Raw genomic sequence first — 16,351 nt, 5'->3', positions numbered from 1 at the left:
GAATACGGGGATTCTGCAGTGCCTTTGGCTCAGGTTCGTCAATTGCAGTGGATGGAGAGAAAGGAGAATCCAATGAAGATTGCTATTGCCTTACTTGTATTTCCTCTGTCTCTACTCGCTGCTGAACTCGATTTCTACCCCTCCAATCCCTGTCAGGAGATCTCTTCATTATCTTGGGGGGGCATCGCTGGATATCGAAGCCCAAGGGATGCCTGGCTGGAAAGTGACCTGCAGGATCAACTCGTTGAATTAGGAATGACCTCCCTTCGCTGGCCCTCCGGGAGCCGGGCCAATGCCTACAATCTCTGGAATCACGGGATGTTTTTCGACGAGTACCTGGGGAGCGAGGGGCTCAACGCCCTTCGCTTCATACGAGTTCTTCGTGAGTTGAAGGAGAAATCCGGGGATGAACTGGATGCGACGCTGGTCTATCGCTTTGGAACCGGAAGCGCCACCGATGCTGCCGACTTCGCGGAGTTCTTCCTTGCGCCTTCGGGTGTCGGCCTGGGGGTCATGCGTGACGATGCGCTGATTGCCAATGGTATTGAGCCGGGCCCCATTTCAGTAAGAGCCTTTGAAATCGGCAATGAGATCGCCGGCGACTGGGAACTGGAGTACAGTTGGACGGCAGAGGACAGTCGGGAGTACTACTTCGGAGGGGATCACTGGCGAAGGCCCCTTGGAGGAGATCCTCTTCGCGATCCCCTTCTTCCCGATTTCTTTGGAGCCTGGCCTAGCGAGGACACGGATCTATTGTTGAGATTTCCCCCTCTCGAACCCGACAGCGTCAGCGTCTATGAAGTGGAACTGGATTCACAAGGGATGCCGATTTCGGTGACACCCTGGTTTGAAACCAGCGACATTCTATCCGCCCCGCTCGGCGAACGTTTCTTTGAAGTGAAGCCAGACAGTACCGGCATCCTGATCGGCGATGGCCTGAGCTATGGCTACCAACCGGAGCCGGGCATCAAGCTGGTGGTCGATTACAAAACCATCAATCATGACGGCGCAATTGCAATGGCGAATGCAATGACCGATCGACTCCTCAGCCTGGGGCTGGATCAGGTTCCCGTCGGTTTTTGCTATCCGCTTCCTGCTTCTGAACTGGACGAACAGGAAATGCATGAGCTCTTCAGCAGCTTCGATTTTCAGATTCATCACTGGTATGGAAGGATCCAGCCGACCGATGATGTGGGGAGTGAGAATATGGCCTTCATCTGTTCCCTTGCAGAGCACAAGGCGAAAGAAAGTTGGGACTTCTACCAGTTCCAGGCGGATTCGGTGCAGACGGCTCTGGGATATGACCCGAATTGGGTGATTACCGAGTGGAACGCGACACTCAACGAACAGTCGAATGCCCTCTATGGACCCGGTGCTGCGGCCTTTACCGCGCTGTATCAGGGGGGAGTTTCAAGCTTGGAGAATCAGGAGGACTTCCTGGGTTCCTGGCACTTTTCAACCTGCCACTTTGGCGGCTATCTCATGATGTTCCACTATGATCCTGTGACTGGGCATTCCGCACTTACCATGAGGGGTCTCGGATTCAAACTGGCGCATCAGGCTCTCTCGGGACATGTCATGCCGGTGGATGTTGATTGTGAGATGGAAACACCGGTGATCGGAGGAGTTCCGGTCGACTCCCTGAATCTCCCCCGGGTGCTGGCACTCTCGTCGGTGGACGAAGAGAATCTCGCCTTCCTGCTCATCAATTCTTCGGAGGCGGTAAGCGAGCCCTGTACTCTTCGCATGAACGGGAGTCAGGTGGATCTGACGATGGATCTCTACACGCCTGTTTCCAGTGATCCGGCGAGTCCCCTGTTCCTTAGTACCCAGAGCCTCGGAAGCAGCGATGAGTTTTTTGTTACTCTGCCGCCTCGCTCCCTGGCACTCTTTCGTGGTCTGCGAAGTTCCACATCAAGCCCGCCCTCCCCGGGCAGCCTTGTCTTTCAGACCAGGGACAGCCCTTCTGCTTCTCCTCGGCTCTTCTGGAGTCGGGCAGAGCGCGGATCTTTGATTCGTGTCTATGATTTGCGGGGACGGCGTGTTGCCACGCAGAGAATCGAAGGGGAAAGCGGGACCTGGCTACTCCCTGCGAGTTTTGCCAGTGGAACTTACTGGGCCTGCCTCAAGGGAGAGACCCGCAGGCTGGTGAAGTTGCGCTAGCCTTTTCAACGGAGCTTATCCTCTATGCATAGAGAAAGCCCCCTTCTTCAGAAGAAGGGGGCTTTTCATTCGATAGTACCTATTCTTTCTTGTTCTTCTTTGTCGGCTTTTTGGAGTCGGACTTCCTGGATTTCCGGGACTTGGTCTCTGACTTCTTCCGGGATTCCTTCTCTTCCTTTACCTTCTCTTTCGTCACCTTTGCCGGTTTCTGTGCCTGTTTGCTTTCCGTCTTTCGGGCGACTTTCCCCGGGGCCGGGCTTCGTCTCTGGTCCTTGCTGCGAGCCACCTTTGAAGGGGGAGACTTGACGGGAGTTGCCTTCCTCACGGACTTGGGACTCCAGTGTTTGCGATTGCTGCGAACCTGCTTGCTTCGCACGGCCTTGTTGCGCCAGCGGGTGGCAGTTCGCTTTGCCTTGTATCGCTTCCAGTGGGAGTTTCCCGATGAGTGATGGTACTTGTAGTGCCAGGTGACCTGAACGCCGCCACTGTAGTACCAGTAGTGATAAGAGGGCGTGTAGCCACGGTGCCACCACCAGGGACGACACCAGTTGTGGTCCCAACGGTAGTCAAAGTGAACGCAGTAGGGATCCCAGTAGGGGTCCCAGATCCTGTCTGGATACACGGAGTAGACTACATAGCGCGGGTAGGGAACTTCATCGCGAACATAGAACCAGGCAATGTCTGAGGAGTAACCGTCGGCCTCTTCGGCACGACCCCAGGTGAGTTCATTGTTCAGTTCGAAAATGGCAAGGTGCGGGGCCCCGGTCACTCTCCCTGCCTGCAGGGTGCCATCGGCCAAATCGGCATTCTCGTAAAGAGCGTCGAAGTTCAGGGGATAGGGCGATGCAATGGCTACTACATATTCGATTCCCTTTTCCCCGTCGATGATCAGTTCATAGTCGTCTCTCTCATCGGGAATGGAATAGATGTGTTCGCCCAGAACGCGCCCGGAGTGCCCGGAGCGAGGGTAGAGCAGGCTCAGGAAACCATCGGTGTCGATGTCATAGACGGCGACATAGCAGTCTTCGGTCGCACGGAAGTAAATTTCCACGGTTTCTCCGGGCTGGTGGACTGCTCCGTTCTCCTCATCGAGCCAGACGCTGGCCTGAAGCCGGCCTTCCGGATACTCGTAGACTTCCTCAATCGCCAGGGCTCCGAGAACAGGAACCATGGAAAGGAGGAGTGTGATGAATGTGCGTTTCATTTCCTCACCTCATTTCACTCAGGATGGGACGGGAAGAGCGCTGGGCAGGTTTCACGGGGGGCATGTCCGGATTGCGGGGCGCTTTACCGATGCGGGGTAAGCTGCCAGTTTCCGTACCCATGATGAGCAATTCGGGGTTTCCTTCGTCAAGTTGATAGACCCAGTCAAGAATGACATGGTTCAGTCCGATTTCCCGCACCCAGAAAGCAGCAAAGTGATTGTCCCAGGTCCATACAAGGTAGGCATGGTCTTCGTGGAGGACGACATTATCGGCTTCGTCCTCAGTCCAGCCACCATCGGGAGCCCAGTCGATTTCATCAAGAGACTCGACATAGCCTGCGTACTGGATGTCTGTTCCATAGAGATCGCGATCCGTGCTGGCCATCCAGTACTGCCCATCGTACCAGTAGAGGTACATGTCCGCATCGATATCGTCCCATGCGGTGATCATGTCTTGATAGTAGCCGGAGAAATCGACTCCTGACTCCTCGTCCGTGTCCCAGACCACGAGATCTTCCCCGGCCGGGCGTGGTGTGTCGAAAACGGTCTCATAACTGAGTTCGCTTTCATAGCCCTCTGTACTCACGGCAGAGACCGCATAGTAATAGGTGACGCCGTTGCTGACATCGGTATCCAGGAACCAGGGATCATCGCTGGAGCCGAGATACTCGTAAAAGCCGGTTTCATTATAGGACCAGTAGACCCGATAGTAATCGAGATTCGCGATGTGCAGATCATCCCAGAGGATTTCTACATATCCATCACCGGTAATGGAGTAGACCCCGCTGGGTGCCGGAGGCTCACAATCCCCTCCGCAGGGTGTCTCCAGACATCCTGTGCCCAGGATGGCCGGAATGGTCAGGGCCAGAGTGCCCAGGATTTTTGCAATGCGTAGCATATCGACTCCTCTCATGATCCCCTTGATTTGCGACGAGTACTTTCATCGGAAGATTTCTTTTTCTTCTTTTCATTCTTCCTGATGGTCTTTGACGGTTTCTTCCTGTCCTTGCTATCTGCAGGTTTTCTGTTTCGCAGGGAGTCCTGCGAAATGCGATGGGGCTTCCTTACGCTCTCCTTACGGACATCCTGAATCATCTTCCGCAGGCGTCGATCGAACTTCTTTTCAAACAGCTCATATCGGGCCTGCTGCCTCGTGTCCAGAATACGACCCAGTTTCTGCTGATACTCCACTCTACGGGTGCTTTTCTGGCGGTCCAGAAGCTTGAGCCGCTCCAGTCTGTGCAGGATTTCCTTTTCGCTGGCGGGATCCTGTCGAAGAGTGACCAGGCTGTCGAGTTCTTCCTCGATTCTCTTCCGCTCTTCCTTGAACTCCCGCTCTTCAGTGCGATACTGATCGCGAACCGGAAAAAGAGAACGGGCCTGCCCTTCGCTGAGTTCCAGATCGCGGGTCATTTCCCAGGTCCGGACTTTCTCGATTTGTTTTCGCACTTTCGCACGCTTTTCGGCCTTGAGGGCGCTTGCATCAGATGCGGAAAGCAGGGCGAGTCCGAGACAAAGAAGAATGCCAGCTTGCTTGATAGTACTCATTACTAACCCATGATCCTTTCCAACTGAAGAGAGAGGGTTTCCAATTCCGATTCCTCCAGTTCACCGAGAAGAAGATCCAGGGATTCTTCCTCAAGGGGAAGTTCCTCCAGAGCATCCGGGCTCTGCCCGAGTTCTGCAAGGGACTGTTGGCCCTCGGTAGACAGTTCCTCCAGCAGGTTTGGTTGCCAAGGAGACCAGAGGAGGAGCAAGGCCAGAGTCGCTGCAAGAGGCAGGGCAAGACGGAGCCAGGGGAAGGGCTTGCGTTCCTCATAGAGACGGGACTCGATATGATGGTGGATCCTCTGAAGAACTGCATCTGAAGCAGGGCTGTCCTCATTCGTGGAGATATGCTTGAGGAACCTGGCGAACTCTTCCAGTTCCCGGGAGCAGTTCCTGCAGAGGCCGAGGTGACCCTCGATCTTCCGGTGCAGATCCCCGGAAACTTCCCCGCGAAGGTACTCAGAAAAACTTTCCCGAATGCCAGTACAGTCCCTACTCATGATCCTTCAGTTCCTTTCGCAGTTTCCGGATGGCCTGAAAGTAACTGGCTCTCAGGGCCCCTTCGCTTCTTTTCAGGATCCCTGCGATCTCTGCGAAAGAAAGCTCCTCCTTGTTTCGCAGGAGAAAGACGGCCTTTTGGCGGGGGGGGAGTTTGTGAATGGCATTCTCGATGGCCTGGGCGACTTCTGTCTGTTCCTGCTCTTTGAGTGGATTCCCGATGAATGGCAAAAGTCGCTGGGAAATCGAGTCCATCGAGAGGGATTGCCTCACTTTCGCCTTCCGCAGCTCGCTGAGACAGAGATTGACGGCGATTTTGTGTACCCATGTGCTGAAGCGGGAGTTTCCCCGAAAGCGGTGCAGGGAGCGAAAGGCGCGAAGAAAGGCATCCTGGGTGATGTCTGATGCTGTGTCCGGATCGCCCATCATGCCCAGTACAAGGCCGTAAACCCTTGCCTGACTTGCTTTCATGAGCTTGTTGAATGCGCATCGATCACCTTCAAGGAATTGGCGAATCAGTTCTCGTTCTTCTGCCGCACTGGTTTCGTTCACTGCTGTCTCCGGGAATTAGACGCGCGAGTGCCGGATCTGTTTAATGGAAATGAACCTATTGGGAGAATAGGTCTTTATTATCGAGAGGGGAAGGCTTGGAATCCCTACTTCAGGCTCGTCACCCAGGCTGTGGCGATCTTTTTGTCGCCCTGAGTGACGCTCAGCAAGTACTGCCCTGAAGCAAGTCTCCGCCCCTGGTCGTTCTTTCCGTCCCAGACAAAGAGGGGCGGTAGTTCCCCGGAATTGCCGGTCCAGAGGCTGCGAACCCGTCGTCCTGAAATGTCATAAACTACCAGGTCCAAGCTGCCTCCCGGCAGAACCGTCTCGGCGGCAAAGCGGATCGTGGTGTTCTGTGCAAAGGGATTCGGCCAGGTGATGAGCAGAGGAAGTTCATTCCCGGAAGAGCCCCCGTCGGCCGGGGCATCCACCGAGGAGTCCAGGGGCCAGAGCGCCTGGGCAAGGCCGAACTGCATCACTTGAGAAGTGTCTGAACTCATCCCCACGAAGTAGGTGGACAGTCTGGACCCCTCCCAGATGAAACTGGAACACCAGATACTGGAGTCATTCCATGATTCGTCCACCGGGTTGAGGTCGAGAACGGGGAGCGGGTCCACCGTCCAGGTCATTCCCTGGTCGAAGCTCACCGCATGACCGGTTCTGGCGCAACGGAGAGTCCCGATCTTCGTCCCCGTGAAAAACAGGTGCAGCGTGCTGCCATCCGGGTCAGCAAGGAGCCTTGGAGTGCCGGCAGCACGGTCGTACCAGGTGCCGGGTTCCGGGGAAATGATGGGGTTCCCTGGATGTTTGTCCCAGTTGATGCCATCAGGAGAGAAGGCTATGCAGGTGTGAAAGTCCGCAACCTGGCTCTTCACCATGTAGCTCATGAGAAACTGGTCGCCAAAGGGAATGACCGACGGTGAGTCGATCATAGTACTGTCACAACCCTGATCCTGAGTGATGACAGGATTGGGGAGAATGTCCCAGTTCAAGCCCCGGTCAAAGGAAACGGCTCTTCCGATTCCCTTTTCAATCGGGTCGCTGGAATCGGCGATATTCCCTTTGAAATAGAGAAGCAGTTCGTTGTCATAGAAACGGATATCCGGGCACTTGATGTCAGCGAACCAACTCGTGTGGCGGGGGAAGGACGGAAGCGTGTCCGGTTCAGACCAGGCGATTCCGTCCGGGGAGGTCAGACGATAAAAGCCTTCGCTTGAAGTGAAGAGAAGCAGGTAGCCTTCATCGTCTTTGGCAACATCAAGGCAGTTGTACTCCGTGGGAAACCAACTGGGTGCTGCAGCTACCGGACTTTCGTTCAACTCGACAAAGGGAGTGGAGGAGGTCAGAATTTCGCAACTGCTTCGATTGTCAGGAGCTTTGACAGGAGTGTCGGGATCACAGGCGAGAGCGATTCTTGCGATCAGGAAAAGAAGTAGCAATCCATGGAACCGGGACATGGGAGTCTCCTTGCGTGCTGCTAATACAACCCGTTCCCTCCCCACACAATTGAATTATAGCAGAAAAACGCCACCTTGGAGAAGGAATTAGTGCGAGCTCATGGCATCAAAGATCATCCACAGGGCGAGGAGCCACATCAGGATTCCCATTGCACGGTCCAGAAGCTGCCCCCGTTTTCGGAGAATGTTGAGCCAGTTGCTCCCCGAGAAGAGAATGGCTACCAGCGCATACCAGGAACCATCAATGCACATCCCCATCGTCGCCATCGCAAGGAGAGTCCCCTTGCCGGAGGCATCTTCGGCAACAGGGGCAAAGAGAGCCAGCATCCAGGCCAGAATCTTGGGGTTCAGGATGGCCATCAGGAAGCCCTGCACAAAGGCCTGTCCTCCACGGACGGCTTCCCCACCAGTTTCCTGAGGACGCTGAAAAGAGCTGGCAAGAAAACGAAACCCCATAAAGAAGAGGAGAAGAACTCCTCCCCAATGCAGCATTGGAGAGAGAAGAGGATGCAGGGTGAGAAGCCCCCCCAGGCCGAGGGCCACCAGGCAGGCATAGATACCAAAGCCCAGCCCGTGGCCAAGGGCTGTCATCAGGCCCTGTCCCTTTCCTCCTCTCAGCGTGTTTCGAAGTACCAGTGCGAGAGATGGGCCGGGGGACAGGGCTCCCAGCACGAACAGGCTCAAGAGCGTACACCAGGATGCGAAGCTCATCGGGAAACCAGTTTCCGGAGTCTGTCGGAAAGTCGAGAGAGTCCTGTTCTGTCAATCAGTGCGAGAGGAAGGTGGGCGCGGGAGGCCTGCTCCCGGGCGGCCCGGGTGAAATGCGACTGCGTGACGACTGCGGCGAAGCTGCAGTTGTGGTAGTCGCTTCCAGCAATGACCTGTTGCACGGCATCGTTGCCGACTCCGGAGGAATAGCGCTTGGCCTGAATGCCGATGCGATTTCCCTCCACTTCTGCGATCACATCAATGCCAAAATCTCCGCTGTTGCGAATGTTCTCTGCGGAGATTCCTTCGTTTTCCAGTACGGCGCAGATCCATTGCTCGAACTCGCTGCCACTCATGAGATCGAGTTCTTCGGGAGAGGCCCCCAGCATTCGTCGAAGGCTCTCTGCCTGAGAATCCTTGCGAGCCTTCCAGGCAGATCTTGCAACAATCAGAATGGCCAGGACAATGACAGCCGAGATCACTGGATGCTCGGCCATGGCCTGAAAGATCAGCACAGGAAGGGCCAGAAGAAGTAACCAGCCAATGGTAGCATCCTGCTTTCTTCTTCGTGCCATTGTCCACCTCCCGGGTCAGCCTATCGTATCTTAGCCGAGTCTGCCAGACCAGGCTTGGCAAGTGTTATCCCGTCCTTTTCCCGAGTATTCTCACGCAAGCGCTTGACAGGTTAACGGTGTTGGCATAACTTCTTCTAATCCGGACCTGTCGGTATGAATTTGCGAATCTCCGCAATCTCCGCAGGTCTTGTTTTTTCAGCTACTTATGGAGTTGAGAAATGCTCAGTCAAGACCAGTCTCGAGGAAGTATGGTTCAACGAAGATCTCTTTCGACCGGAAGACCGAAGAGAGTAATTGGTGTTTTCTTTCTGCTCCTGTTTTTGATTCCCGGAACTGGCGAGGCTGAGTCTGCGGAGGAAATCTTTCGCTCGTCCTGCGTGGCTTGCCACACCATTGGCGGGGGGCGACTGGTCGGACCCGACCTCAAGGGTGTGACAGAACGCCAGGAACGCAATTGGCTGCAGAAGTTCATCGTAGACCCGCAGTCCAAGATTGCAGAGGGCGACGCCTATGCAATCAAACTGCTTGAAGAGGCCAATGGCGTTGTGATGGCCCCCGTTCCCGGCGTGGGGGAGGCTCAGGCCTCTGAGTTACTGGATCTGATCGAGAGGGAGTCGGCTCTGGAGCGCTCCCGGTTTGTCGGCACTGTCAGTCTGCGGGAGTTCACCCCGGAGGATCTTGAACGTGGTAGCGCCCTATTCTCTGCGGCCCAGCCTCTGGAGAACGGAGGTCCCGCCTGCATCTCCTGCCATCAGGTCTCAGGGAGTCCCGGGCTTGGGGGAGGGCGACTCGGACCGGACTTGACGCAGGCTGGGGTGCGGCTGGGAGGGGCAGTCGGGCTTTACAACTGGCTCACTTCGCCTCCTACAGACCAGATGTCGGCCACCTTTGAGAATCATCCTTTCAATGAAGATGAGATTATCGCTCTTACGGCCTGGCTCGTGGAAGTGTCAGGGAAAGTGGAAACCCCCGTCTTCAGTGATATGAACTCAGCCACCTTTGCCTCACTCGGCCTCTTGGGAGCTTCCGTAATCCTGGCTCTCTTTGGTGGAGTCTGGAGGAAACGTTTTCGCGCGATTCGGGAGCCCATGATTCGGTCCTCGAACAAGGAATCACTCAAACATACGAGGTTCTCGGGAGGACAGAATGTCTGAGGGTAAGGGAAAGATCCCCTGGATAAAGGACAAGGTATCGCCAGAGTCACGGGGTTGGGAAGAGTTCTATCGAAACCGCTGGCAGCACGACAAGATTGTCAGAAGTACACACGGTGTGAATTGCACGGGAAGCTGTACCTGGAACATATTCGTGAAGGACGGCATTGTAACCTGGGAAATGCAGGGGACCGATTATCCCAGCCTGGAGAAACACCTCCCTCCCTATGAGCCACGGGGTTGTCAGCGGGGGATTTCCTACTCCTGGTATCTCTACAGCCCGCTTCGCGTGAAGTACCCGTACATTCGTGGAGTCCTTCTGGATCTCTGGAAAAAGGCCCGACTTTCCCATGAAGACCCTGTCGATGCTTGGCAGTCCATGGTCATGGATCCCGGCGAAAGGGCAACCTGGCAGAATGCTCGGGGAAAGGGCGGCTTCCGACGGACGGACTGGGACACCGTTCTGGAAATCATGGCTGCGGCTAATATTCATACCATCAAGGAACATGGTCCGGACCGCATTGCCGGGTTTTCTCCCATTCCTGCGATGTCGATGATCAGCTATGCATCGGGAGCGCGCATGTTGCAGTTGATGGGCGGGATCTCTCTGTCCTTCTATGACTGGTATTGTGACCTTCCGAATGCATCTCCCGAAGCCTGGGGAGAGCAGACCGATGTGAATGAATCTGCCGATTGGTACAACTCCAAAATGCTCGCAGTCATGGGCTCCAATCTCAACATGACACGAACTCCTGACTGCCATTTTGCTGCAGAGGCCCGCCACAACGGGACGAAAATGTATGTCTTCGCCCCCGATTTCAATCAGGTGGCGAAGTATGCAGACCAGTGGGTTCCGATCAATGCCGGGCAGGACGGTGCCTGGTGGATGTCAGTCAACCATGTTCTGCTCAAGGAATTCCACCACGAGCAGAAAGTATCCTACTTCCTCGATTATGCGAAAAAATACACGGACTCCCCTTTCCTCGTCGAGATCGAGGAAAAGGAGGACGGTTTTCATGCCGGACAGATGATTCGTGCGAACCGGATCTCCCGGTACAAGGATGTTGAACACGGTGATTGGAAGATGCTGGTCTGGGATGCTGACGAACAGCGCCCCAAAATGCCGGGTGGGAGTTCCGGTTTCCGCTGGGCGGAAGAGGAGACCGGACACTGGAACCTGCGACTAGAGGATCCCAGCGATGGAAGTTCCATCGATCCGGCTCTGAGTTTTCTCAAAGACTGCGATGAAGTGCTTTCTTTGACATTCGATGACTTCGGAGAAGCAAGCAACCTGAAAAGGGGCGTCCCCGTCCGTCGAATTGAAACTGAGGATGGCAAGACGGTTCGGGTTGCCACCATCTACGACCTTCTGATGGCCCAGTACGGAGTTCCCCGGGGCCTGGAGGGAGATTACCCCGCAGACTACGATAACGCTGACTTGCCCTATACGCCGGCCTGGTCTGAGAAGTACACGGGCATTGGCCGTGAGGATCTCATTCAGTTTGCACGCGAATGGGGGATCACAGCCGAGAAGACGGATGGCAAGTGCACGATTATCATCGGGGCAGGAATCAACCACTGGTATCACGCCAACCTGATGTACCGGGCAGGCATCCACGCACTCATGTTCTGCGGTTGTGTGGGGGTCAACGGTGGAGGGCTGGCTCACTATGTGGGTCAGGAGAAACTTGCTCCAGGAGAACCATGGGGTGCGATTGCACTTGGCAAGGACTGGTATGGAGCCAGCCGTCTACAGAACGCCCCCAGTTGGCACTATGTTCACACGGATCAATGGCGTTACGAGAAGTCCTTTACGGATTATCACACTGTTCCCAAGGGGCAGGAAGAGTCCAGCCTTGCCAAGGGACACACTATGGATACGCAGGTTCGTGCCGTGCGAAATGGATGGCTTCCCTTCTATCCCCAGTTCAGTGAGAACAGCATTGATCTGGCCAAGGAGGCGAAGTCTGCTGGTGCCAGTAACGAAGATGGCATCGTGCGTCATGTTGTTGATCGCCTGGTCTCCAAGGACCTCAAGTTTTCTGTGGAGGAACCGGATGCGGAAGAGAACTGGCCCCGTGTCTGGTACATCTGGCGTGGCAATGCCCTGATGTCCTCTAGCAAGGGCCACGAGTACTTCCTGAAGCACTATCTTGGAACACACACAAATGCCATCGCAGATGAAATTGCCGGAGACTCGGTGAAAGAGGTGGCATGGCAGGAGAAGGCACCAACCGGGAAGATGGATCTGGTGGTCGACCTGAACTTCCGGATGGATACTTCAGCGCTTTACTCGGACATCGTTCTTCCGGCTGCAACCTGGTACGAGAAGGCCGACCTGAATTCCACGGACATGCACAGTTTTATCCACCCTCTTTCCGAAGCTGTACCACCTTGCTGGGAATCGAAGAGTGACTGGCAGATTTTCCGCTCTATTGCCGAGAAGTTCTCCGAACTTTCCGAGAAACATTTTCCGGAGAAGGTGACCGACATTGTGGTCGCTCCTCTTCTACATGATTCGCCGGCTGAAATTGCACAGACGCAGATACGCGACTGGATCAAGGGTGAAGTGGAAGCAATCCCCGGAAAGACGATGCCGAACATCAAGGTGGTTGAAAGAGACTACAGGAACCTGCACAAGCAGTACATTTCCTTCGGGCCACTGGCTCGCAAGAATGGGCTGGGCGCTCATGGTACCCAATACTCCATTGAAGATTACTACGATGAAATGAAGGACTCTTCAGCGACGGTGGAGTGGGGAGGAGAAAAGTATCCTTCCCTGGAACGGGACCAGGAAGTTTGCGACACGATTCTGCGACTTGCCACAGTGACCAATGGGGAGCTTTCTCACCGCTCTTACAAGAACATGGAAAAGCGAACGGGCCTTCCTCTTGCACACCTTGTGGAGAAGAGCCGTGATGTGAGAACCGACTATAAGGGTTTGCAAACCCGCCCGTTTCGTTTTGTGAATAGCCCGATGTGGTCGGGTTTGATTGAAAACGGGCGCGCCTATTCACCCTTTACCTATAACAAGGAAGCCTTGGTTCCCTGGAGGACCTTGACAGGGAGGCAACACTTCTACCTGGACCACCCGGGGTATCTGCAGTTTGGCGAACACCTGCCCACCTACAAGCCTAAACCTCTTCCTACTCAATATGCAGATCTTCGCGTAACCGATCCCGCTGAAGAGGTGGAAAAGGGCGTTGCGGTTCGTCTGGGCAGCCCCCAAGGCGATCACTCGTCCATCATGCTCAATTTCCTGACTCCTCACGGGAAATGGCACATTCACTCCACCTATGGGGACAACCACAGGATGACCACCCTGTCCCGGGGAGTGGAGCCGTTCTGGATGAATCACAAGGATGCCGCAGATGTTGGCATCGTGGATAACGACTGGGTAGAGGTTCACAACGACCATGGAGTTGTGGTGACCCGTGCTGCGGTCAGTGCAAGGATTCCGCGAGGGATCTGCATCATTTACCACTCTCCTGAGAGAACCCTGAGTGTTCCTAAGTCTCCCCTGAGAAAAGGAAAGCGCGCAGGCGGGCACAACAGTCTGACCCGTACGCGACTGAAACCCAATCTCATGGTCGGCGGATACGGTCAGTTCACCTATCATTTCAATTACTGGGGCCCCGTGGGCACGAACCGCGACACTCATGTCATTGTCCGCAAGCTTCCGAAGCTTGACTGGTAGTCTAGGAGTTTGAATGCAAGTCCGAAGTCAAATCGCGATGGTGTTTCATCTGGACAAGTGTATCGGTTGCCATACTTGCAGCATCGCCTGCAAGAATATCTGGACGGATCGAAAAGGCACTGAATACATGTGGTGGAACAATGTGGAGACAAAGCCGGGCACAGGTTTCCCTTCAAAGTGGGAAGATCAGGAGGCCTATCGCGGAGGTTGGGAACTTGAAGGTGACAAGCTTTCCCTGAAGTCCACCAGCAAGAGCAAGTCCATGACGAATATCTTTCACCACCCTCATCAGCCAAGTCTCGATGACTACTACGAGCCCTGGACTTACAAGTACCAGGATCTCTTCAATTCTCCCGCAGGTGATGATCAACCTACGGCTCGCCCGATTTCCATGGTTACAGGGAAACACATCGATATCTCAGCCGGCCCGAACTGGGATGATGATCTTGGTGGGTCGGAAATCTACGCTGCCAATGACCCAAATCTTTCTTCCCTGAGTGAGGACGAGCGCGCTCAACTCTCCGCTATTGAGCGTCTGGTCTTCTTCTACTTTCCCCGAATCTGCAATCACTGCCTGAACCCGGCCTGTGTTGCCTCTTGCCCTTCCGGGGCTCTGTACAAGCGGGGTGAAGACGGCATAGTGCTGATAGACCAGAAGAATTGCCGCGGATGGCGCTCCTGTGTCGCGGCCTGTCCTTACAAGAAGAGTTACTTCAACTGGACAACGGGAAAGTCAGAAAAATGCATCCTCTGTTTTCCTCGTGTGGAAACCGGCCAGGCGCCGGCCTGCTTCCATTCCTGCGTGGGGAGGATCCGGTATCTCGGGGTTCTGCTCTACGATGCAGAGAAGATCGAAGCTACTGCGAAACTGCCTGATGATGAACTTGTCGAGGCGCACCGTGATGCAATTCTCGATCCTCATGATCCGGAAGTAATCCAGGCAGCCAGGGAAGCCGGCATTGCCGATGACATGATTGAGTATGCCCAGCGTTCTCCTGTCTATCAGTTTGTAAAGGTCTGGAAAATTGCACTGCCTCCTCATATCGAATACCGCACGCTTCCGATGCTTTTCTATGTTCCCCCTCTATCTCCGGTAATGCATCGCCAGGATGGAGAGACCGTGACTCGGGTTTCCGGGGATTTCTTTCATGAAATTGATGAAGCTCGCGTTCCACTTCAATTCCTTGGCAACCTCTTTGGCGCAGGTCAGACAGAGCACGTTCGCTATGCCTTGCGCAAGCAAATGGCGGTTCGTGCCATGAGAAGGAACCTGACGGTGGGGGATCTGGACAGTGAAACGGCTGCCGAAGCCATGAGCCAGGCCGACACAAACCCGGAGGAAGTCGATGAGATCTATCGCCTGACTTCCCTTTGCACATTTGATGAACGCTTTGTCATACCGCCATCTCATCGCGAGGTTGCCATTGAGACAATGCGAGATCCTCTGGAGCACAAGCAGATGGTTGGCTTCGGTTTTAACGAAAAGCCCAAGAGGGGGAAATGATACGAACGGCACAGCACCCCTTCGAGCTTCTGGCTCAACTGCTTGATTACCCGCATGCGGGCTATCAGGAGACCGTGAAGTCCGCCTGCGAGGAACTGGATAATCAGGTTCCTGAACTGGGAAGCGGGCTTCGTGGATTTGCCGAGTTCGTCGAAGCTACCGATCTCTGTGAACTGGAAGAACAGTTCACGAGAACCTTTGACATCAATCCGGTCTGCAACCTGGAACTGGGCTGGCTTCTCTATGGAGAGCAGTATGAGCGAGGGGCCTTCCTTGTGAGAATGCGGGAAATGTTGAGGAGTTATGAAGTGGAGGAGACCGCAGAGCTACCGGACCATCTCTGCCATGTCCTTCCCCTTCTTTCCCGACTCCCTGAAGAGCAGGCCAAACAGCTTGCTGTGAACGAGGTTCTCCCGGCGATGAGCAAGATGAGAAAAGGATTTGCAGAGATCAAGAATCCATATCGACAAGTGATTGAGGTGATTGGAGACACCTTGCTTGATGCGTATGGCATGCCGAGTGCCAGTGACGAATCCGACCTGGACCCATCCTCCAAGGAGGACAGCGAATGATATCCCTCTTCGCACTCGCGTTCTTTCAGTACCTGGACTACCTATTCCTTGCAATCCTCCCCTATGTTGCTCTGGTCCTGTTCTTCCTGGTCAGTGTTTCCCGGTATCGTGGCCACCCCTTCAGTTACTCGAGTCTGTCGTCCCAGTTTTTGGAGAACCGGAAGCACTTCTGGGGGCTCGTCCCCTTTCATTACGGGATCATCGTTGTCTTGCTGGGACATCTCCTTGCTTTCATGATTCCCCGTTCCATTCTTGCCTGGAATGCAGTTCCCCTTCGGCTCTATGTCCTTGAAGTGACAGGCCTTTCCTGCGGGTTCCTTGCGCTTTTTGGATTTACATGGAGTCTGTACCGTCGAGTGAGTTCTTCCAGGATCAAGGTGGTCACAAGCCCCGGGGACTGGATTATGAACCTGCTACTTCTCTTCCAGTTGGCGAGTGGGGTCTATATTGCGGTTCTGCATTCCTGGGGCTCTTCGTGGTTTGCTGCTGCCGTGTCTCCCTATCTCCAGTCGATCTTTCTTCTTCGACCGGAGATCGCTTTGGTGTCGGCCATGCCCCTGATGGTGAAGCTTCACATCATCTCGGCCTTCCTGATCATTCTCGTTTTCCCCTTCACCCGCCTGGTCCATGCACTGGTAGCCCCTCTTGTCTATCTGGCTCGCAGAAATCAGGTGGTTCGATGGTACCGCGACTCTTCCTTGAAAGATAACTAGCGTCATATCAAA

Annotated in this window: 14 protein-coding genes; 6 read left to right on the top strand and 8 right to left on the bottom strand. The window is 54.7% G+C overall.

Annotation, left to right across the window (positions count from 1 at the left end; genetic code table 11):
- Positions 1-72: 72 nt before the first annotated feature.
- The gene (locus QGH30_02140; protein ID MDP7021135.1) at positions 73-2,163 is read left to right on the top strand and encodes a hypothetical protein; all 2,091 of its coding nucleotides are present in this window, start codon (positions 73-75) and stop codon (positions 2,161-2,163) included.
- 79 nt (positions 2,164-2,242) lie between these two features.
- On the opposite strand, the gene QGH30_02135 is transcribed toward QGH30_02140, so the two are convergent.
- The 8 genes from QGH30_02135 to QGH30_02100 form a co-directional block, all read right to left on the bottom strand.
- Positions 2,243-3,367 carry a DUF4384 domain-containing protein gene (locus QGH30_02135; protein MDP7021134.1) on the bottom strand — a complete coding sequence of 375 codons (1,125 nt, stop codon included), beginning with the start codon at positions 3,365-3,367 and terminating at the stop codon, positions 2,243-2,245.
- 4 nt (positions 3,368-3,371) lie between these two features.
- Positions 3,372-4,265 carry a hypothetical protein gene (locus tag QGH30_02130; GenBank protein MDP7021133.1) on the bottom strand — a complete coding sequence of 298 codons (894 nt, stop codon included), beginning with the start codon at positions 4,263-4,265 and terminating at the stop codon, positions 3,372-3,374.
- Positions 4,266-4,276: 11 nt separating this feature from the next.
- Positions 4,277-4,915 carry a hypothetical protein gene (locus tag QGH30_02125; protein MDP7021132.1) on the bottom strand — a complete coding sequence of 213 codons (639 nt, stop codon included), beginning with the start codon at positions 4,913-4,915 and terminating at the stop codon, positions 4,277-4,279.
- Between the two features lie 2 nt (positions 4,916-4,917).
- Positions 4,918-5,415, bottom strand: coding sequence for a zf-HC2 domain-containing protein (locus QGH30_02120; GenBank protein MDP7021131.1), 498 nt, complete (start codon positions 5,413-5,415; stop codon positions 4,918-4,920).
- Positions 5,408-5,965 (bottom strand): sigma-70 family RNA polymerase sigma factor, encoded by a 558-nt coding sequence (locus QGH30_02115; GenBank protein MDP7021130.1) that lies wholly within the window; start codon positions 5,963-5,965, stop codon positions 5,408-5,410. The genes QGH30_02120 and QGH30_02115 overlap by 8 nt, the downstream gene beginning before the upstream one ends.
- Positions 5,966-6,069: 104 nt before the next feature.
- Positions 6,070-7,419, bottom strand: coding sequence for a FlgD immunoglobulin-like domain containing protein (locus QGH30_02110; protein MDP7021129.1), 1,350 nt, complete (start codon positions 7,417-7,419; stop codon positions 6,070-6,072).
- Between the two features lie 87 nt (positions 7,420-7,506).
- The gene (locus QGH30_02105; protein MDP7021128.1) at positions 7,507-8,130 is read right to left on the bottom strand and encodes a LysE family translocator; all 624 of its coding nucleotides are present in this window, start codon (positions 8,128-8,130) and stop codon (positions 7,507-7,509) included.
- On the bottom strand, positions 8,127-8,702 hold the full coding sequence (locus QGH30_02100) for a restriction endonuclease (protein ID MDP7021127.1): 576 nt from the start codon (positions 8,700-8,702) through the stop codon (positions 8,127-8,129). Before QGH30_02100 ends, QGH30_02105 begins: the two co-directional genes overlap by 4 nt.
- A gap of 248 nt (positions 8,703-8,950) precedes the next feature.
- Here QGH30_02100 and QGH30_02095 point away from each other — a divergent pair, with 248 nt between their 5' ends.
- From QGH30_02095 to narI, 5 genes are read left to right on the top strand one after another with little or no spacing between them, the layout of a single operon-like run.
- Positions 8,951-9,856 carry a c-type cytochrome gene (locus QGH30_02095; GenBank protein MDP7021126.1) on the top strand — a complete coding sequence of 302 codons (906 nt, stop codon included), beginning with the start codon at positions 8,951-8,953 and terminating at the stop codon, positions 9,854-9,856.
- On the top strand, positions 9,849-13,550 hold the full coding sequence (locus tag QGH30_02090) for a nitrate reductase subunit alpha (protein MDP7021125.1): 3,702 nt from the start codon (positions 9,849-9,851) through the stop codon (positions 13,548-13,550). The genes QGH30_02095 and QGH30_02090 overlap by 8 nt, the downstream gene beginning before the upstream one ends.
- 13 nt (positions 13,551-13,563) lie before the next feature.
- Complete coding sequence (gene narH / locus QGH30_02085; protein ID MDP7021124.1) at positions 13,564-15,054, top strand: nitrate reductase subunit beta; 1,491 nt, start codon at positions 13,564-13,566, stop codon at positions 15,052-15,054.
- A complete protein-coding gene (locus QGH30_02080; protein MDP7021123.1) occupies positions 15,051-15,626 on the top strand; it encodes a molecular chaperone TorD family protein in 576 nt (191 codons plus the stop codon). The genes narH and QGH30_02080 overlap by 4 nt, the downstream gene beginning before the upstream one ends.
- Entirely contained in the window at positions 15,623-16,339 is a 717-nt protein-coding gene (gene narI, locus QGH30_02075) for a respiratory nitrate reductase subunit gamma (GenBank protein MDP7021122.1), read from the top strand. Before QGH30_02080 ends, narI begins: the two co-directional genes overlap by 4 nt.
- Positions 16,340-16,351 lie beyond the last annotated feature (12 nt).

This window comes from Candidatus Krumholzibacteriia bacterium (assembly GCA_030748535.1).
In the GTDB taxonomy this organism is placed as follows: Bacteria; Krumholzibacteriota; Krumholzibacteriia; order JACNKJ01; family JACNKJ01; genus JASMLU01.
The sequence above is the reverse complement of the archived record's forward strand: the minus strand, read 5'-3'. Positions and strand labels throughout refer to the sequence as shown.